General features: G+C 58.2%; 12 protein-coding genes and 1 pseudogene. 3 read left to right on the top strand and 10 right to left on the bottom strand.

Going from position 1 to position 19,566, the window contains the following annotated elements; all coding sequences use genetic code 11:
- Window positions 1-73 precede the first annotated feature (73 nt).
- Window positions 74-307, top strand: a pseudogene (locus BFQ04_RS16390) (transcriptional regulator); the annotation flags it as partial.
- Between the two features lie 56 nt (window positions 308-363).
- On the opposite strand, the gene BFQ04_RS16385 reads toward BFQ04_RS16390, so the two are convergent.
- The 4 genes from BFQ04_RS16385 to BFQ04_RS16370 all read right to left on the bottom strand — a co-directional run bounded on the left by BFQ04_RS16385 (window position 364) and on the right by BFQ04_RS16370 (window position 4,533).
- Window positions 364-1,128 carry an amino acid ABC transporter ATP-binding protein gene (locus tag BFQ04_RS16385; RefSeq protein ID WP_003171943.1) on the bottom strand — a complete coding sequence of 255 codons (765 nt, stop codon included), beginning with the start codon at window positions 1,126-1,128 and terminating at the stop codon, window positions 364-366.
- An 11-nt stretch (window positions 1,129-1,139) separates the two neighbouring features.
- Window positions 1,140-2,237, bottom strand: a complete 1,098-nt coding sequence (locus tag BFQ04_RS16380) for an amino acid ABC transporter permease (RefSeq protein WP_016978216.1) — start codon at window positions 2,235-2,237, stop codon at window positions 1,140-1,142.
- Between the two features lie 10 nt (window positions 2,238-2,247).
- Window positions 2,248-3,429, bottom strand: coding sequence for an amino acid ABC transporter permease (locus BFQ04_RS16375; RefSeq protein WP_065951701.1), 1,182 nt, complete (start codon window positions 3,427-3,429; stop codon window positions 2,248-2,250).
- 72 nt (window positions 3,430-3,501) lie between these two features.
- A complete protein-coding gene (locus tag BFQ04_RS16370; protein ID WP_016978213.1) occupies window positions 3,502-4,533 on the bottom strand; it encodes an amino acid ABC transporter substrate-binding protein in 1,032 nt (343 codons plus the stop codon).
- Window positions 4,534-4,878: 345 nt separating this feature from the next.
- Here BFQ04_RS16370 and BFQ04_RS16365 point away from each other — a divergent pair, with 345 nt between their 5' ends.
- Together BFQ04_RS16365 and rhlB are read left to right on the top strand one after the other, a co-directional pair.
- Entirely contained in the window at window positions 4,879-5,535 is a 657-nt protein-coding gene (locus BFQ04_RS16365) for an alpha/beta hydrolase (protein ID WP_065951700.1), read from the top strand.
- A 95-nt stretch (window positions 5,536-5,630) separates the two neighbouring features.
- The gene (gene rhlB, locus BFQ04_RS16360; RefSeq protein ID WP_065951699.1) at window positions 5,631-7,091 is read left to right on the top strand and encodes an ATP-dependent RNA helicase RhlB; all 1,461 of its coding nucleotides are present in this window, start codon (window positions 5,631-5,633) and stop codon (window positions 7,089-7,091) included.
- 157 nt (window positions 7,092-7,248) lie between these two features.
- Here rhlB and BFQ04_RS16355 read toward each other — a convergent pair whose 3' ends face one another.
- From BFQ04_RS16355 to BFQ04_RS16330, 6 genes are all read right to left on the bottom strand, one after another.
- The gene (locus BFQ04_RS16355) at window positions 7,249-11,997 is read right to left on the bottom strand and encodes an RHS repeat domain-containing protein (protein ID WP_065951698.1); all 4,749 of its coding nucleotides are present in this window, start codon (window positions 11,995-11,997) and stop codon (window positions 7,249-7,251) included.
- An 83-nt stretch (window positions 11,998-12,080) separates the two neighbouring features.
- Entirely contained in the window at window positions 12,081-14,063 is a 1,983-nt protein-coding gene (locus BFQ04_RS16350) for a hypothetical protein (protein ID WP_139111937.1), read from the bottom strand.
- Between the two features lie 241 nt (window positions 14,064-14,304).
- Window positions 14,305-14,754: a molybdopterin synthase catalytic subunit MoaE gene (gene moaE, locus BFQ04_RS16345; RefSeq protein WP_065951696.1), complete on the bottom strand. Its 450-nt coding sequence runs from the start codon at window positions 14,752-14,754 to the stop codon at window positions 14,305-14,307.
- A gap of 2 nt (window positions 14,755-14,756) precedes the next feature.
- On the bottom strand, window positions 14,757-14,999 hold the full coding sequence (gene moaD / locus BFQ04_RS16340) for a molybdopterin converting factor subunit 1 (RefSeq protein ID WP_038448994.1): 243 nt from the start codon (window positions 14,997-14,999) through the stop codon (window positions 14,757-14,759).
- Window positions 14,996-15,469: a cyclic pyranopterin monophosphate synthase MoaC gene (gene moaC / locus BFQ04_RS16335; RefSeq protein ID WP_065951695.1), complete on the bottom strand. Its 474-nt coding sequence runs from the start codon at window positions 15,467-15,469 to the stop codon at window positions 14,996-14,998. Before moaC ends, moaD begins: the two co-directional genes overlap by 4 nt.
- Window positions 15,470-15,584: 115 nt before the next feature.
- Window positions 15,585-19,313 (bottom strand): autotransporter domain-containing protein, encoded by a 3,729-nt coding sequence (locus BFQ04_RS16330; RefSeq protein WP_065951694.1) that lies wholly within the window; start codon window positions 19,311-19,313, stop codon window positions 15,585-15,587.
- Window positions 19,314-19,566 lie beyond the last annotated feature (253 nt).

Raw genomic sequence — 19,566 nt, 5'->3', positions numbered from 1 at the left:
CGCCTGCAGTACGGCCAATCATGGTATGAATTTCCCCACAGGCTATTCGCAGCTGCCTACAAAGGCAACGCGTCAGGTGTGCAAGGAGGTGGAATTCGATTACGACGATGACAGCGCAGAACGTTATGCCGATGCCAGCGACCAATTGTTAATTGATGCCAGGGCAATCATCGCCGCAGAAATGAAAAGAATCCGCCGAAAGCTGCACCTGCTGGCCGAGATACAGGTCCTTGATACAGGCGAAGACCTGAATCGATTGCGCATGGCAAAAGACGAACAACCACTTGCGGCTCAATCCTGCGCATAAAACCAACAGGCAAAAATAAACCCGGCACCAGGCCGGGTTTATTTTTCACCCATCGATCAATGCAAGATCTGACTCAGGAACAACTTGGTCCGATCATTCTGCGGATTGTCGAAGAAGTCATTCGGCGCCGCCTGCTCCACGATCTCGCCCTTGTCCATGAAGATCACGCGGTTGGCCACGGTGCGCGCAAAACCCATTTCATGGGTGACGCACAACATGGTCATGCCGTCTTCGGCAAGGCCGATCATAGTGTCCAGTACTTCCTTGACCATTTCCGGGTCGAGTGCCGAGGTCGGCTCGTCGAACAGCATGATTTTGGGCTTCATGCACAGCGCGCGGGCAATCGCCACGCGCTGTTGCTGGCCACCTGAAAGCTGCCCCGGAAACTTGTGGGCCTGCTCCGGAATGCGCACGCGTTCCAGATAGTGCATGGCAATTTCCTCGGCCTTGCGCTTGGGCATCTTGCGTACCCACATCGGCGCCAGCGTGCAGTTCTGCAGGATGGTCAGGTGCGGGAACAGGTTGAAGTGCTGGAACACCATGCCGACTTCACGGCGGATCGCTTCGATCTGCTTGAGGTCGTTGGTCAGCTCGACACCGTCGACAACGATGCGGCCCTGCTGGTGCTCTTCCAGGCGGTTGAGACAGCGGATGGTGGTGGACTTGCCCGAACCCGACGGGCCGCACAGCACAATACGCTCGCCCTGCTTGACGTTGAGGTTGATGTCTTTCAACACGTGGAACTGGCCGTACCACTTGTTGACGCCCTGCATCTGGATAATGCCTTCAGGGCTCACAGGCTGTTTGATCGCTTCGCTCATAACAACAACTCCTAACGCTTGTGGCCTGTGTCGAGCTTGTGTTCCAAATGAATGGAATAGCGCGACATACCAAAACAGAAAATCCAGAACACCAGGGCGGCGAACACGTAGCCTTCGGTGGCCATGCCCAACCATTTCGGGTCGGCGGCGGCTTGCTTGACGCTGTTGAGCAGGTCGAACAGGCCGATGATGATCACCAGGCTGGTGTCCTTGAACAACGCGATAAAGGTGTTAACGATGCCGGGGATCACCATCTTCAGGGCTTGCGGCAAAATCACCAGGCCCATGCTGCGCCAGTAACCTAGCCCCATTGCTGCGGCCGCTTCGTACTGACCTTTGGGAATCGCCTGCAACCCGCCGCGCACCACTTCCGCCACATAGGCCGACTGGAACAGGATCACGCCGATCAATGCGCGCAGCAGCTTGTCGATGCCCATGCCTTCAGGCAGGAACAGCGGCAGCATCACCGAGGACATGAACAGCACGGTGATCAACGGCACGCCGCGCCAGAACTCGATGAAGGTCACGCAGACCACTCGAATCGCCGGCATGTTCGAACGCCGCCCCAACGCCAGCATGATGCCCAGCGGCAACGCGCCGGCAATGCCCACGGTGGCAATGACCAGGGTCAGCATCAAGCCGCCCCATTGGCTGGTGGCCACGTTGGTCAGCCCGAACGCGCCGCCGTGCAGCAGGAAGAACGCGATGATCGGGTACAACACCAGAAAGCTCAGGCCATAGACCGCCTTGCGTTGAAAACGCGAGATGAACAAGGGTGCCACGCCAACGATGGCCAGCCATACGGTGAGGTCTACGCGCCAGCGCAGGTCGCCAGGGTAGTAGCCGTACATGAACTGGCCGAAGCGCTGTTGGATGAATACCCAGCAGGCGCCTTCCTTGGTGCAATCGGCACGCGTGGTGCCAACCCAGTTGGCATCGATGATCGCCCAGCTGAGAATCGGCGGCACTACCAGGTAGATCAGGTAGAACGCCAGCAACGTCAGCAGCGTGTTGAGCCAGCTGGAGAACAGGTTGGCGCGCATCCATGCCATCGGCCCGAAGACTTTGTTCGGCGGCGGCATATCAGGTTTGAACGTATGTGAACTCATGGGCGTTTCCTCACCGCTCGATCAGCGCAATGCGCTTGTTGTACCAGTTCATCAGCAGGGAAATGCTGATGCTGATCGCCAGGTACACGCTCATGGTGATGGCAATGACTTCGATGGCCTGACCGGTCTGGTTGAGTACCGTGCCGGCAAACAGCGAAACCATTTCCGGGTAACCGATACCGGCCGCCAGCGAGGAGTTTTTCGCCAGGTTCAGGTATTGGCTGGTCAGCGGCGGAATGATCACCCGCAGGGCCTGCGGGATGATGACCTTGCGCAGCGTTGGCCCAGGGCGCAGGCCCAGGGAACGCGCGGCTTCGGTCTGGCCGTGGCTGACGGACTTGATGCCCGAACGCACGATCTCGGCGATAAACGCTGCCGTATAAACGGTCAGCGCCAGGGTCAGTGCCAGCAGTTCGGGGATGAGTACCCAGCCGCCGACAAAGTTGAAGCCCTGCAGCTTAGGCATTTCCCAGTGCAGCGGTGCACCGAAGATCAAGGCGCACAACGCCGGGATCACGATGATCAGCGCCAGGCCCGCCCAGAATTTGTGGAACGGTACGCCGGTCGCTTCAAAGCGCTTGTTGGCCCAGCGAGCCATCAGCACGATTGCGACAATCGCCACCACCCCACTGACCACAAACGGCCAGAAACCGTCGGCTGCAAGCGCTGCCGGCATGTTCAGGCCACGGCTGCTGACAAAGAAGGTGTCGCCGAAATTGTGGCTGTTACGCGGCCCCGGCATGGTCAGGAACACCGCGAAATACCAGAACAGGATTTGCAGCAGCGGCGGAATGTTGCGGAACACTTCCACATACACGGTTGCCAGCTTGTTGATCATCCAGTTCGGCGACAGTCGCGCCACGCCGATGATGAAGCCGAGCAGGGTCGCCAGGACCACACCGATCACGGTCACCAGCAAGGTGTTGAGCAAACCGATCACAAACACCCGGGCATAACTGTCCGACTCGGTGTAATCGATCAGGTGCTGCGCGATGCCGAAGCCGGCACTGCGCTCAAGAAAGTCGAAACCCGAGGTAATGCCCCGGTGCTGCAGATTGGTCTGGGTATTGTTGAAGAGGTACCAGCCCAGCGAGACCACCGCCACAATCGTGATGATCTGGAAGAGCCACGCACGCACTTTGGGATCGCTGAAGCTGAGCTTCTGCTTGGGTGCGCCGATTTGATTTTGCATGAAGTGCCCCGAAAAGAATGGAACAGAACATCACCCGGCGGTTGGCCCACCGGGTGACAGAACCATCAGCGATCAGCGCACAGGCGGTGCGTATTGAATGCCGCCGTTGTTCCACAGCGCGTTCAGGCCACGGTCGATTTCCAGCGGGGTGCTCTTGCCCAGGTTGCGCTCGAACACTTCGCCGTAGTTACCGACTTGCTTGACGATCTGTACGACCCAGTCTTTCTTCACTTTCAGGTCTTTGCCGTATTCGCCGTCAGCACCGAGCAGACGAGCGACGTCCGGGTTCTTGGTGGACTTGGCTTCAGCTTCGACGTTTTTGGAGGTGATACCGGCTTCTTCAGCGTTGAGCATGGCGTAGCCCACCCAGCGTACGATGGCCAGCCACTCGTCGTCGCCGTTACGCACGACCGGGCCCAGAGGCTCCTTGGAAATGGTTTCCGGCAACACCACGTAGTCCTTCGGCGCGGCCAACTTGCTGCGCTGGGCGAACAGTTGGGACTTGTCGGAGGTCAGCACGTCGCAACGCCCGGATTCCAGCGACTTGGCGCTTTCATCGGAGGTGTCGAAGGTGATCGGGGTGTACTTGAGGTTGTTGCCACGGAAGTAGTCGGAAACGTTCAGCTCGGTGGTGGTACCGGCCTGGATACAGATGGTTGCACCGTCCAGCTCCTTGGCACTTTTCACGCCCAGCTTGTTGTTTACCAGAAAGCCGATGCCGTCATAGTAGGTGATGAAGCCCGGGAATTTCAGGCCCATGCCCGCATCGCGGGAGCTGGTCATGGTGGTGTTGCGCGACAGGATGTCGACTTCGCCGGACTGCAGCGCGGTGAAACGCTCCTTGGCGTTCAACTGGCTGAACTTGACCTTAGTCGCGTCACCGAAAACGGCGGCGGCTACGGCGCGGCACACGTCAGCGTCGATCCCGAGGATCTTGCCGCTGGCATCCGGCACCGAGAAACCCGGCAGGCCGTCACTCACGCCACACTGTACAAAGCCTTTCTTCTGCACGGCGTCCAGGGTGGCGCCAGCCTGGGCAAAACCACTGACACCCAATACAGCGGCCGCGGTCACGATGGCCAGGGTGGATTTCAATACCTTCATTCAAACCTCCAGTTGCTCTTGTTGTGTCGGAGCTCCAACCTCAGCGCACCCTTATGAGGCGATATCGACCCGTGTTGGCTTTTTTTGGGGTCGAGCAGCATGAGATCTTTGCGGTAATTCCAGGTGCTTTCCTACAAGCGGCAGTCACTGATAGTGTTACCGCCCTAGGAGAGTTCTGACATCGACCTACACATAGCAAGGCTCGTACCAGAGTACTGGCTGAGTCGCTGAGTGCCCTGTTCAATGGCAAAAGATTCAGCCTTGCGACATTCTCTTAACAGATCAACCTGTCGCGCACCGTTGCGACGCACCCAATCGGAGCGCCTGCACATCTATGGAGCAAACATGACCGAACCCTTGATTCTAGAGCCCGCCAAGCCTGCAGATGCCTGCGTTATCTGGCTGCATGGCCTGGGCGCCGATCGCTACGATTTCCTGCCGGTGGCCGAAATGCTGCAGCAAACGTTGCTGACCACCCGCTTCGTTTTGCCCCAGGCGCCCAGCCGCCCGGTGACGATCAACGGTGGCTACGAGATGCCGAGCTGGTACGACATCAAGGCCATGAGCCCGGCCCGTTCGATCAGCCTGGAGGAACTGGAAGCGTCGACCGACAGGGTCACGGATTTGATCGAGGCGCAGAAGAGAACCGGGATAGACGCTTCGCGTGTTTTCCTGGCAGGTTTTTCCCAGGGTGGCGCAGTGGTTTTCCACACAGCGTTTAAAAAGTGGCAAGGCCCGCTGGGTGGCGTGATCGCCCTCTCCACTTACGCGCCGACCTTCGACGATGACCTGGAATTATCCGCCAGCCAGCAACGCATCCCTGCCCTGTGCCTGCACGGCCAGTACGACGAAGTGGTACAGAACGCCATGGGCCGCAGCGCCTATGAGCATTTGCAGACCCGTAGTGTCACCGTGACATGGCAGGAATACCCAATGGGCCACGAAGTGTTACCCGAAGAGATACGCGATATCGGCACTTGGCTGGCCGAGCGCCTGCGCTGACCTGCGCGTTTATGTAGTTGTATGACAGACGCACTACGCCGCGCCCGATTCTTGCATTACACTGGCCGGCGTACATTCCTTAACCAATTAATGAGATGACCGTGCTCAAAGCACTCAAGAAGATGTTCGGCAAAAGCGAGGCTGAGCCGCTCGCGCCTGTTCCCAGTGCTCCCGTCCCGCCAACCGGCAGCCGCAACGACGGTAAGCAGCCCGCCCGGACGGCACCTGCTGCCCAGCCGAAAGTGACCGCGCCTGAACAGACAAAACCGGTCGAAGTCGCTGCCGCGCCAGCCGCGCCAAAGCCTCGCCGCGAGCACGCCCCGAAGCCGGTCGTCATCCCGTGGAAACTCGAAGACTTCGTCGTCGAGCCCCAGGAAGGCAAGACCCGCTTCCACGACTTCAACCTGGCCCCGGAGCTGATGCACGCCATCCAGGACCTGGGCTTCCCGTACTGCACACCGATCCAGGCGCAAGTGCTGGGCTTCACCCTGGCCGGCAAAGACGCCATTGGCCGCGCCCAGACCGGCACCGGCAAGACCGCCGCGTTCCTGATCTCGATCATCACCCAACTGCTGCAAACGCCGCCGCCCAAAGAACGCTACATGGGCGAACCGCGCGCGCTGATCATCGCCCCCACCCGCGAACTGGTGGTGCAGATCGCCAAGGACGCCGCCGACCTGACCAAGTACACCGGCCTCAACGTGATGACGTTCGTCGGCGGCATGGACTTCGACAAACAGCTCAAGCACCTCGAAGCCCGCCACTGCGACATCCTCGTCGCCACGCCGGGCCGCCTGCTGGACTTCAACCAGCGCGGCGACGTGCACCTGGACATGGTCGAAGTGATGGTGCTGGACGAAGCCGACCGCATGCTCGACATGGGCTTTATCCCGCAAGTGCGCCAGATCATCCGCCAGACCCCACCGAAAAACGAACGCCAGACGCTGCTGTTCTCCGCGACCTTCACCGAAGACGTGATGAACCTCGCCAAGCAATGGACCACCGAGCCGTCCATCGTCGAGATCGAGGCACTGAACGTCGCCAGCGAAAACGTCGAGCAGCACATCTATGCCGTGGCCGGTGCCGACAAGTACAAGCTGCTCTACAACCTGATCAACGACAACGGTTGGGAACGCGTGATGGTCTTCGCCAACCGCAAGGACGAAGTGCGCCGCATCGAAGAACGCCTGGTGCGCGATGGCGTCAACGCCGCGCAACTGTCGGGCGATGTGCCGCAGCACAAGCGCATCAAGACCCTGGAAGGTTTCCGCGAAGGCAAGATCCGCGTGCTGGTGGCCACCGACGTGGCCGGGCGCGGCATTCACATCGACGGCATCAGCCACGTGATCAACTTCACCCTGCCGGAAGTGCCGGACGACTACGTACACCGCATTGGCCGTACCGGGCGTGCCGGGGCTGCGGGCGTGTCGATCAGCTTTGCCGGGGAAGATGACTCGTATCAGTTGCCGTCGATCGAGACGCTGCTGGGGCGCAAGATCAGTTGCGAGACGCCGCCCACGCATCTGCTGCGCGCTGTAGAACGCAAACGCCCTTAAAAGCTGAAACGCGGTCAAACATGTGGGAGGGTGCTTGCTCCCGATAGCGGAGCATCAGTCGATATCTTCATAGACTGACACACTGCAATCGGGAGCAAGCACCCTCCCACATTGCTGATGTTGTTGGCTGAGCATCAGCCTCTTGCAGCGCCCGCTCCTACCCTCGGTACACCTCACTCAAGATTGACTGACGGACTCGCCTACCTTCCTCCCTGGACGACTGGTAATAATTGCTGGCGCTGGCCGGCATGTCGATGAGTGTCGCCAGCACCGGTTGTGGTTGCGGCTGTTCCTGATGCCGTCTTGGCGACGCGCCGTCATCAGACTCATTCAAGAGTGCGTCCACGGCGTCATAACGTCCCTTTGATGAGCGCACTAAATTAGTCAGCCTGATAAGACCTCGAGTAGTACCAAATGCCTTGCTGAAAGAGGTTGGAGCTTTAGCGGTACCAAATTTAAAGGTTCTGCCCAAGACGAGCCTGGTTGCACTTCTAAGGGCCGCACTCATGGCGGGAGTACCATAATTCATCGGACGCATCGCAAGTTTTCCAGCGGCCGATGCTATTTTTGCCGCTTTATACGCATCGGTCGCCGCCTTCAAAGCGCTGACACCGGTCGTCGCCCAGGAAGCTATCAAGAAGCCGAAAGACGCCCACTGCAGTTTTTTAACAAGGCTGGAGCGGTCCCATCCGTTCGCGTGATCCACCGCCGCCACAGCCAACCCGGCGGTACCAAATGCACCACCAACGATACCCAATGCGGCGGTGGCCGCCGCCGATATTTGCAGTGCGGTGGCCGCAGCCAAACCAACCGCCGCAATGCCCACCACGCTACTCCCTAGCGACACAACCGCCAGGGCCAATGCTGCCCCCGTCAGAACCCATTGCAACCAGTTCGGGAGCAGCCCGCTGGGGTCCATCATATTGACCGGGTTACCCGCACAGTAGGCATAACCGTTGATCCCCCCCTCATCAAAGGGACTCAACGGATCGGCCTGCAGAAAAATCATCAGGTCAGGATCGTAGGCCCGCTGGCCATTGCCCAGGAAATAGAGGTTAACCGCCGCATCCAGCCGCTGACCATTGAACGCCAGTAGTTGCAGGTCGGCCATGGTTCGGGCCTTGCCGTCATTCAGGTTTATATGAGCATCGCCGTAAGGTGTGTAGTGCCGCCGAACATGCACCTGCCCGGGTGCCGACACGCCGCGCACACTGCCGCTGGCATCGGTGACATGCAGTTGCGGCCCATCCACGCCCCCACTGCGCGCAACGACCTGATCTTCAGCGACGTGATAACGGACCTTTCTGTCGCCTTCAACCAGGGTCTCCAGACGCTCGCCGGAATATGCCAGCATCACTGGCCGCTCTTCGGCGCGGCGCGCGAGCACTTGCCGAGCATCCGCATCGTATTGATAGCTGTAGGTAAAAGGACCGGCCTGCACCTCGACCAGTTGCTCCAACGCATTGAACCTGTAGACCTGCCCCGAAGGCCCTGTCAACAGGTTACCCGCCGCATCATAGGCCAGGGTGAAGTCCTGCACCGGATGGGTGTGGGTGACACGGGTAAGCTGGGTCGGATCCGTACCGGTGAAAAAACGCTCGCAGGTATCTTGCGTGCCATCGGCAAAGGACGTCACCACTTGCGTGATGTTGTTCAGGCTGTCAAAGCTGAAATCCTGCCCGACAATGCCGCGCCCCCGGTGATCCTTAGGATGTTCAAGGCCCTCGCAGCGATAGGCGGTCAGCCGCAAGTAGGCGTCGTAGGTAAACGTCTCACCGATCACCAGCTGTGCATTGGCATCACGAAGAAATCGCGTGGCCAGCATGCTGTTGGGGTGATACGTGCTGGTCATTACTTGCAACGATGCGCCGTTTTGCTCGAAACGGCGCTCGGTTTCTCGACCCTGAGAATCATAGGAAACTCGAGTGATCACCTGCATATTTTCATGGGTGGTGGTCAGTGTACGGGGCCGGCCAAACGCATCGTAGTCCTGCTCGATCACCAGGTTACCGGTGGTCATCCGCTGAAAGCGTCCCTGCGCGTCGTAACAGAGCTGGCTGCGCTGGCCATCGGCGCTGGTTTGATGCAGCAAGCGTCCGCCAGGGGAATGGCCGTACACTGAGGTGGCGACCGAACCATTGGCCGTTTGGACTTCCTTCTCCGGATAGCCGTACGCGTCGTGAAACACCTCATGAATCAGGCCACCGGTCTCGGAGCGGGTCAACGCGCCGGAGGTCAAGTCATATTGGTAATTGCGCACGGCAAGCGCTGCCACTTCACTACGGCAGAGCACGTCCAGGTGTTTATCGTAAGTCAGCTCTTGACGCGCGCCCTGCGCAGAAACCATGGCGACCGGTTCCATCCAGTCCGCTTCATACTCCCAAGTGACAGCCTGCCCTGTGCCACGTGCCTGGCTGGTCATCCGGCCCAAGCTGTCGAACGTACGAGCCCCTAACCGCTTGCCATCGACAAGGAGTGCGCTGACCTCCTCGCTGCTTGTGCCAGGCGCATACTCGTTCGTACGCAACCGCTGCGGCGTGCCGTCTGCCGGAGTCTGCAGGGTAGTGAGCAGCCGGTTGTGCGGGTCATAGGTAAATTGGGTGAGGTTTTTATCGATATCCAGTACAGACAGGCAGCGACCCAGGCCATCGTAGGTGCGCGACTCCACTTCAACGCGATTGTCATCAGCGTCGAGGCGCTCCGTCTCTATCGGCTGATTGTGTTCGTTAAAACAGGTTTTCAGCCGCTCCCCGCCTTCAACGCCCTCTATTTTCAGATTCAGATACGGATCGTACTCATCGACCTCCACGCTGCCATCGGCACGGACCACACGACTGGCATTGCCCCAACGATTGTAGGTGTGGGTGGTCTTCAAAAACCGCGGCCCGTCGGGCAGATAGTCGATACTCACCACCTCCACCGTCCGCCCCTGCGCGTCATAACGCCAGTTTCGGGTGGGACGCTCCTGGTCATCGCTCATCATCTGGGCTTCGGCAACCTGGCGTCCCAGGCCATCGTAATAAGTGATTACCCGGTTACCCTGCGCATCGGTAGTGATCAGGTGAGCACCCTGACCTTGCGTCGCGAAATGGTAGGCGTAGCGCCGTACCGCTTGTTGCGGCTCGCCGGGCGACGCCGTTTCCGCAATCAATCTGCCACTGACGTCGTATGCCAGCGCCAAGGTGATGCCTGCGTCTCGCGTCATCGACAACAGGCGACGGTTGACCAGTGAGAGGGTGCGCACCGACTCCAGCCATTGCCCCTCCCGTGCCTGTAAACGTCGGGTTTCGCTTAACGTATCGCCGTTGATGGTGTAACTGAAATGGCTGGCCAACGACAGCCCGTCAATGATGCTGGTGGTACTCCTCAAACGGCCGGCCAGCTCGACAGGTGCTTCGTAATACGTTTGCTGCAAGCTGACGATGCCGGCCTGGCTAATCGATTGCTGAAGCACAAAATAACGGCCGTCAGTGGACGGCACAGCTGTGTGGGTGTACTCGGTAAGTCGAGCTGTCGGCGTGCCCCCGGCCGGGATGAGGCGCTCTTGTTTCAGGTAGCGCTGGAACAATTCATGTGGGTCGGCGGGGCACTTTCCGGGCTCGCCTTTAATCGGGTAGTAGCTGTATTCGGTGCGTACCCCGGAATTTTCGGTGCGGCTCAGCTCGTTACCGTAGCAGTCTGTCTCGATCTCGACCTTTACCATCCGTTTCGCGCCACCCGCCACCAACGCGTAGCACGTGGTGATAACTTTGGGTAACTGGAGATTGGGAGGCTGCGCCGGAAAGAGCCCTGGGCACACGTTATATTCAATGGTCCTGGTAGTCCGGGTGCCCTCGCGCAGGACCTGTTCCTCGGTCAGCAGGTGGAATTTGTTGTAGGTAGTGCGAGTAACGCTCAGCGGCTTACTGGTTGTGTTATCGAGGTGGGTTTCTTCCGTCCAATAGTCATAGGCACTGCCTATCAGATATAGATTGTCCTCGCCCTCACGAAAACCGCCTGAAAAGGGGTAGCCGGTGAAATTCCTGCCTGGGCTGTAATTATAGTTACGTGACATGCAGGGCTGGCTGGCCGCAGGCGTCTGGACCCAACTGGTGACGCGAGGGATGTGTTGCCCATTGGCATACTGATGGCCGTTTTCAGCATAGTTGATCAACTCATCGCCGCCCATCGGTGGGCGCACTCGTTCGACAGCGATCATGCCGTTGCGAAAAGCAGATGTGTACTCCAGCACATAGCCTGCACTCGCGGGCGGTTTAGTGCTGTCATAAGGCGCCGTGACACCCGTCAGTCGAGCATTGGAGTAGGTGAAGCGCATACGTGCATAGCGACCTCCGTCGACCCGTGTGTCAACCATCGAGAGGCGCCCGTTGGCGTACGTCAGCGATAACAGTACTTGCTGGTTGTGGTCGAGAATTCGCGCAAGCGATCCGCCATCGGGATATTCCCATTTCAGACGCTCACCGTTCTCGAACTGGATGGCTACGATACGATAGGGCACGGTACTGCTGGTACGCTGCAAAACCTCAACCGTGCCGTCCTTGTAAATCACATGAAGCGTCGTGGCATCCGGCCGCTTGACGACCAGGTCTTGAAGCTTGCAGTCCTTGATCACCAGCGTGCCGCCCACAGCAGGCAGGCTCTGGGTGCTGAACTGCTCACCGCTGAGCAATGTTAGCCGCGAACGGGCGATATCAAACTCGGTATTGCTGATGCGCCAACCGGTGCCATAGACGCCCGATTCGAGACTCATCATGGAGAATGACAGCGCGATCTTTCTGCTCACCTCCAGCGGGCCTTGAGGGTAGACGGTTGCCAAGTGAATCTGGAAACCGTATTGGCCCGTACGCGGGTCAACCGAGCCACCGAGATACGAGCTGAAATTGAATGCATTAGAGTAAACATTCATGACATACCTCCGCGCAAAAGACAGTGGCTACGACTTCTCCGGCCTCCACCCTATATTGAGCCAACAAGATTCATACCACCTATTCAATTGTGGTCTTGCAAGAGAAGCCTATGCGTATCTCTTTTTATCAAAAATGCATGTTCGCAGCCAAAATTATCCCATAGTCGCCAAGGCGAGGTCCTATGACCTTGATCGATAGCGTTAGCCGAAGAGACCCTAACTGCACGCATGATTGTATTGACCAAACCAAACCTTACGAAGGGATTATAACCAGCCACCACTTCAGGTAACCCTCGATGAATGTCTTTGTGGCGTAGTTGCAAGGCCGGATTATCCTTCGATACGACCACTCCCCCCTTTAGATAATCTTTGCCAGCTAAGTTGCTGAACGAGGTATGAAAATAATCACCTTCCAGGCTGACATTCATAGGGCTGTCAATCCCCCTATTCACCAAAAACCTCAACCCAGCGGGAGGTGTCCAATAATAAACATCAATATCAGTCTTGGTACCAAGATCCGAGTAAGCGTGTTCATCAACAGTCAGATTAAGATCATCTACCTTCAGCACATAGGGTCTTACAGGAGTAATACTCACCCAGGAATCAAACTGATCTTCACCAGACCTATAATTGGTTGTATAAACCTTTCCATTTATAACTATCCGGGCCATAAAACGTTGATATTCTATAGGCGTACTCGAGTCGAAACGCATAAAGCGATCAAAGGTTTCTATATGGGCAGGCAACGCAATAGCCTGGTGCTGCTCCTGAAGCGGTTGCTCCTGAGCTAGTGAAGGCGATCTCGCCCTCAGACCGGTGTCGTATATGTTTTTAATAGCGTCACAGCTCCAACCTCGAGGAAGAGGCTCATTCAGGTTCGCAGAATATCGCGTCACCGTAATGCTAGCTTCCTCCTCAGGTTTCAATGGCACGGGCCTCCATATACCATCAGCCCCTTCCTCATCGGCTATCACTTCAATTGTAACTTTACACTGATGACGATTATTAGCATAAAGTTCGCTGGTCGAGTCCTGACCATTAGGCAGCCTGATTCTAAAATGCGCGACCCTTTTACTTGGCTCCGACACCGGCTCCAGCGAAAGGCGATTGCCACCCTCTGTTGGATATAGTTTGAAACAACGCAACGTTCCAAAATTATCTCGCAGCGTCCAAAAAGCAGGCTCAGTAGATTCAGGAAGGACAGACATGAAAGCACGAAGGCGGGCAGCCATCATATCCACGACGAATTGCCAGCGAACGTTGGGATCCGGTGGCGGGGTTGCAGGAAGAAGGTGGTGAATCATTGTGATCAGTAGTGGCTGTACCGAATCAGGAAGGCCCTTGAAAATACCGCCTTTAAAATTTGATTGAACTCCATAAGCTGTTTGGAAGTACTGCCCTTCGCCGCTCACAGGCAGAGGCTTTAAAAGCCCATAGTTCTGGACAAATCTCAACCCATCCTTCCCCTGCCAGCCGTACATATCAACTGAAACATTGTTGTCGCTATAGGCATTATAGTCCACATAGCTGTCCAAGTCGGTTATGCGTAATTGACAAGGCGCAACCGGGGCAATAACAATCGACGAGTCAGCTCCCGCGCTTTTCTCGGAAAAACTCTCAAAAAGAAGCTCTCCCTCCAACACAATCGTGGCCATAAACTCCCGTGGCTCAAGAGATGCGCTTTGCGCAACTCGCATATAACGACTGAAAACCTCTATGCGTGAATCCAGTACATTCGGTATCGACACATTATCACTGTCTTCTTTAGACTGCCGACTCCACAGTCCTAGACTGAATTCATTTTTCTCCGTATCGCATACCCAACCCTCTGAGTTACTTCTATAACCTGGCTTTTGAGCAGGCACAATTCTTATACTCGCCCGTTCCTCATCACTCAAGACCACATGATGCCACGAACCCACTTTACCCATGGCTTCTTTCAGCACCTCAACAACAATCTCACATTGATGATGACCATTAGCATACAGTGCACCGGAGTAGTCAGTTCCGTCGGCAAATCTGACTTTAAAATGTGAAAGCCGTGCCTTTCTTGACGATGCTATCATTTCGTTCTCCAGCGTTACCAAACTACAACAAATAGCGAGCACGCAAATTCCATCCAGGACCTTTGCAGCCAGATAAATGCCTGACCTGGAACTATTAGACACAGAAAGAACCTGAGGTTTTAACTGTCAGATTTGACAGTTAGATAGATCTATTCGAAATAAGATGAGGGGGTTGGGGGGGGTTATTTCAGCAGAAGCATTTAATATAGATTGGCGTGCGAGCGGTACCGATAGCAGACACTTAACCCCAACGGTCAGCCGCCGCATAATCACTACCTCGCCCTTCCACCCAACGCGGCCCCTCTGGTGTATTTTCCTTCTTCCAAAACGGCGCCCGCGTCTTCAGGTAATCCATCACAAATGCACACGCCTCAAACGCCGCCTGGCGATGCGCACTGGCCACTCCAACAAACACTATCGGCTCCCCCGGCTCCAGCGCGCCAATGCGATGCAGCACTTCAAGCTTGAGCAGCGGCCAGCGCTGCTCGGCTTCCACGGCGATCTTGGCCAGGGCCTTTTCGGTCATGCCGGGGTAGTGTTCAAGGAACATTCCAGACACATCACGCCCGTCATTGAAGTCGCGCACATAACCGACAAAACTCACCACCGCGCCCACGCCGACATTGGCCGCGTGCATCGCGTTGACTTCAGCACCGGGATCAAAGGCTTCGACCTGCACACGAATGGTCATGCTCAGCCTCCGGTCACGGGCGGGAAAAACGCGACTTCGTCACCGGCTTGGACCGGCTCGTCGAGATTGCACAGCTCTTCGTTGCGCGCGCACATCAGACTCGCCTCGTTGAGTACTGCGAACTCCGGGTCAGCGGCCAGGGCCAGGCGCACGGCATCAACGGTGGCAAACTCACCTTCCATCTCCAACGAATCAAAGCCCACCGCTTCGGCGTAACGCGCAAAAAACAGTACGTTGATGCTCATTGCTGATCCGCCTTGAAATGCCCGCTTTTACCGCCCAGCTTCTCCAGCAGGCGAATGTTTTCGATGGTCATGCCACGGTCCACCGCCTTGCACATGTCGTAGATCGTCAGTGCCGCGACGCTGGCGGCGGTCAGGGCCTCCATTTCCACGCCGGTCTGGCCGGAGAGTTTGCAGCGCGCCAGGATATGCACGGCATCCACACCGTCGGCACGCAGCTCGACCTTGACGCCGGTGAGCATCAGCGGGTGACACAGGGGGATCAGATCACTGGTTTTTTTCGCCGCCTGGATCCCGGCAATGCGGGCCACGGCAAACACGTCGCCCTTGGGGTGGGCGCCGTCGACAATCATTGTCAAGGTGTCGGGCAACATGCGCACCCGCGCTTCGGCCACCGCCTCACGGAACGTCACGGCTTTGTCGGTGACGTCGACCATATGGGCGCGACCTTGGGAATCGAGATGAGTCAGCACAGGGATACTCCTGATCAGGAGCGGCAATTGTAAACCCGTGGGTCAAATTTGCGCAGGGCTGTTTGTCCCATAAATAAAGGGGTGCAATGCACCCCTTTACCCACAACTTCCAGGGTTAGAAACGGAAGGTAAACCCGGCGTTGATGCCGTTGTTGTTACCGCGGTTGGACAGCAAGCCGCTGTAGTTCAACGACACCAGGGTGTCTTTGGTCAAGGCCATTTCCGCACTGGCCTTGATCACCGCCCCGTCCCTCGCCACCGGCACGCTGTTGACGGCGAAGGCCGTGTCGCTGCCGGCAAACTTCAGCGAGGCTTCGCGATCGGTATCACCGAACTGATGCTCCCAACCCAACTCACCGCGCAAGGTCACCGCCGAGGTGGAGCTGATCGGCAATTGCGTATGTGCACGCAGGCCCAACGTAGAAAGCGTCGCGTCCTGGCTTTGCTTGCTGGCGTGCAAGGCCGCAGCGCCGCCTTTCTCCTTGAGCGAGTCGCTTTGATAGTTCAGGTACGTGAGGTTGGCGAAAGGTTCGAACAGATTCCACTGGGTGTAACCGATCTCGGCGAACACTTGGTCGGTGCGCGCGCTGTAGTCGGCCTTGGCATAGTCCGACTGATTGGCGTAAGCCACCCGTCGCGAAGTGTCCAGGCGGTGCCAGGTGGTAGCGCCCCCCAGGCGCAGGGCAATGGCTTCGAAACGTTTGCCGCCATAGATCGACAGGTGATAGTTGTCGCTGTCCGCCGAAGCCGACCGGCCGTTGAGGTGGCTCTGGGTATAACCGGTCGCCGCCCCCACCCGCCAGCCATCACTCACCTCGGTATCCAGGCCCAGCAGCACGCCGCTGGTGGACGAGGAATAACCACTGGCGTTGTTGTCACCGCTGACGTTGTTGCGCCCACCCAGCAGTTGCACCCAGCCGCCGTTGTCGCCGGCCTGGATCTGCGCGCTGGAATCCAGCGCCTGGGCCTGTTGCAGGCGACCGTTGACCGCTTCACGCAGGTAGCGGCTGTCGGCCATTTGCGCCGCCGCCACATCCGAGTGCAATTGCCCCGACAGTTGTTTGAACGCGTCCCGTGCCTGGGCGGCGGAATCCGAAGCCAACAGGCTTTCGTAAACCGGGCTGCCGGCGCCCAGTGTCTCGGCCGCCGTCGCCACCGCCCGCTCGTTACGGGTTTGCGCGACGCTGGCGAACGTGGTCTGGTTACGCGCGATCGCCAGCGTCAGTTGGTTCGGTTGGTAGTTGAGTTGCGTGCCGATAAACAGGTAGTTGGGCGCGAACGCCGCAAACTGGCCATTGATGCCCTGGCTGGCGCTGAGGATGCTGAACTGCTGGCCCAGCAAGCTGCGCGCCTCGCTGGCGGACAGCAGGTTGGGGCTGTTCTCCAGGGACACGTTCACCACACCGCCATTAAGGGTCGCCACGCCGCTGCTCTGAATCTGGTCGCTGCGCCCATTGGCGCCGACTTCAACGGCATACACCGAGCCCGGGTTGAAGGTGACATCGCCGGTGTGCAGCGTGCCAATCGAATGCCCCGGCGCTACACGTCCGCCATTGTTGACGGTCAAGGCGCCTACCGTGCCGTTGCCGGCCAGGGTACCGCCCAACGTGGTGACCACGCCGTTGTCCGCATTGCGCGTGCCCGCGGCGCTGCCATCCACCATCACGGCAGAGGTCAACACGCCGTCCACCGACAACTTGCCACCGCGCACCCAGGTGCTGCCTGAATAGCTGTTCTGGCCTTCCAGCACCAGTTCGCCGTCCCCCGACTTGACCAGGCTGCCAACGTAGGTGGCGCCTGTGAGCAAGTCCTGGCCACGGGTAAGCGTCGCCTGCTCCCGGGCATGGCCGATCTCGTATTCAAACTGGTCGTCGGCCGAGGCATTGGCGGGCAGGCCATTGAGCCAGCCCTTTTGCTGCTTGGTGGCAGTCCAGGTCGCCTGCTCGGCAGTATCTTCCACGCGGCGAGCGCGAATGGCCTCATCGGAAATCGGGTTGGCCCAGATATCACGGGTGCCGCTAGGCAAGGCCACCGCCACCGCACCGAGGAACTGCCCCGGCCCTTGCATGGCTTTTTGCAGGTTGGGCAAGCCCCAGCCACTGACCACGCCGGGCACTTGCGGCGTACCCGGCGCGGCATCGTGCACCGGCTGCAGGTTGTCGTAGGTGCGGCCACCCGTCAGCTCGCCGACGGGTGTGTCCGGGCCATCCGGCGCCTGCAAGCTGGAGGTGGTCAGCAACACGTCCCGCGCCTGGCTGGCGGTCATGTACGGAAAGCGCTGGATTACCAGCGCCAAGGCGCCGGAGACGCTCGGCGCAGCGGCTGAGGTGCCGTTGGCGTTCGGGATGATTTCACCCTCAGGCCCGGTGGACGGGATACCCGACACGCCCATCACGCACCACCACTTCGAAGTACCACAGCGGTTGTAGACCTGGGCGCTGGTCTCGTCGTAGCCGGTGATCGCGAGGAATTTGCCTTCGATGTCCGGCTTGAAAAACGGCAGGTTGGCGTTGGTGTCCGGGTTGGCACCGTGGCTGTCGTTACCCGCCGAGATGATCTGGATAAAGGTGTTTTGCCGTGCGGCGTCGGCCATGGCGTCCATCCAGGTTTTGTGCCCGGCGTGGGCCTTGTCCCAGAACGGGCGATAGGCCGCGGTCATATCGCGCAGGTTTTGCGCTGCGCTGTCGCCGACATTGCCGAAGTGGTTCTCCACATCATCGCGCGAACTTTGCCCCCAGCTCTGGTTGACGATCGACACGTTCTTCGCCGCCAGGGCGTTATAGCTGGCCATGAACGCGTTGTAGTCGAGGTCGTTGGAGCCCTGGTACCGATCGTTGTCGCTGCCGCCTGTGTTGGCGACAAAAATATTCGTATCGAAGGCGATTCCGTGCATACCGGTGCCGTTGCGGCTGGCCCCGAGCACACCGGACATTTCCGTACCGTGGCCATCGTTGAACGCCGGGTCATATTCCCCGGAGATACTGAAATGTTCACCCTGCTTGAACTCGCCGCTGGGCACTTCAAGACGGTAGCGTGGATGGGTGGCGTAATACTCGCCGGTGGAGGTCACCGCCTGCACACGGTCCTGGCCCTGGGCATTCTTGCCCTGGAACTCGAAGTGTCTGGTGAGAATGCCCGAGTCCAGTACACCGACATTCACGCCTTTGCCGGTGATGCCCAGAGCATAGGCGTAGTACGCGTTGGTGCGGTCCAGGCCGGAGTTGACCTGGGCTTCCGGGGTCTTCCAGGTTTCTGCGTTGGCGCTCCAGTCACGGGTCGCGCCCGCCCACGACTGGCCGGCGTTCAGTTGTCCATTGAGATTGCTGCTCACGCCCGGTTCTACGTAGGTGTAAGGCTTGGCAGCCGGCAGGTTGGCGATGATGGCCTTGGAGAAATCAAGAATATTGGTGGTGTAGCGACCGTTGTTGCTGAACAGCCGGCTGCGGTAGTAATCCAGGCGCGAGGCGTAGTCCAACGGCCGTGTGGTATCGCCGAGCATGGCGCCGATGGTGAGGTTCTCCGGTTGCAGCTCGTAGTTTTGCTTGAGGGCCGAATCGAACTTGCCGGACTGGGCGGCGAAATCCTTGGCCGCCAGGTCGACGATATCCGCGTAGGCAAACCGCAGGTTCTTGTAAACGTCGGTGTTGGGCCCGAATGACGCCACGGCTTTCCTGAACGCCGATTCCAATACGTGTGACGTGTAAGGGTTGTCATCGGCCCAGGCCATGGAGCCCTGCCCCAGCCATAGGGCCAGGCCGAGTGCGATGGGTGTCAGGGGGATCTGCTTGAAACGAGTGGCGCGCGTGCGTTGTGACAAAGTGAAGCCATTACCTGCTACGTCCATTTTCCTTTCCCTTTGGATATGTGCGTCGTCAATGAGCGATGTTTCGGGCTTTTGTAATAGGCAGGGTCACGGAGAAAACCTTAAGGCAGGTGTTCTGAATATTCGTCGAATCAAGGAGGTGGTGTTCCGACGGGGTCACGCAGTGTTCTTATGATGTTGACCGCGGAAAAATGTAACAAAATAATTACAAATACCACAAGCACCCAAGGCGCGTTATCGCAGGCAAATGTCGCACACAACAAAAACCCCGGAT

The sequence above is a fragment of the Pseudomonas sp. 37 R 15 genome (assembly GCF_900004865.1).
GTDB classification, from domain to species: Bacteria; Pseudomonadota; Gammaproteobacteria; order Pseudomonadales; family Pseudomonadaceae; genus Aquipseudomonas; species Aquipseudomonas fluorescens_AM.
Note: the sequence above shows the minus strand (reverse complement) of the source record. Positions and strands in the feature narration are given on the sequence as shown.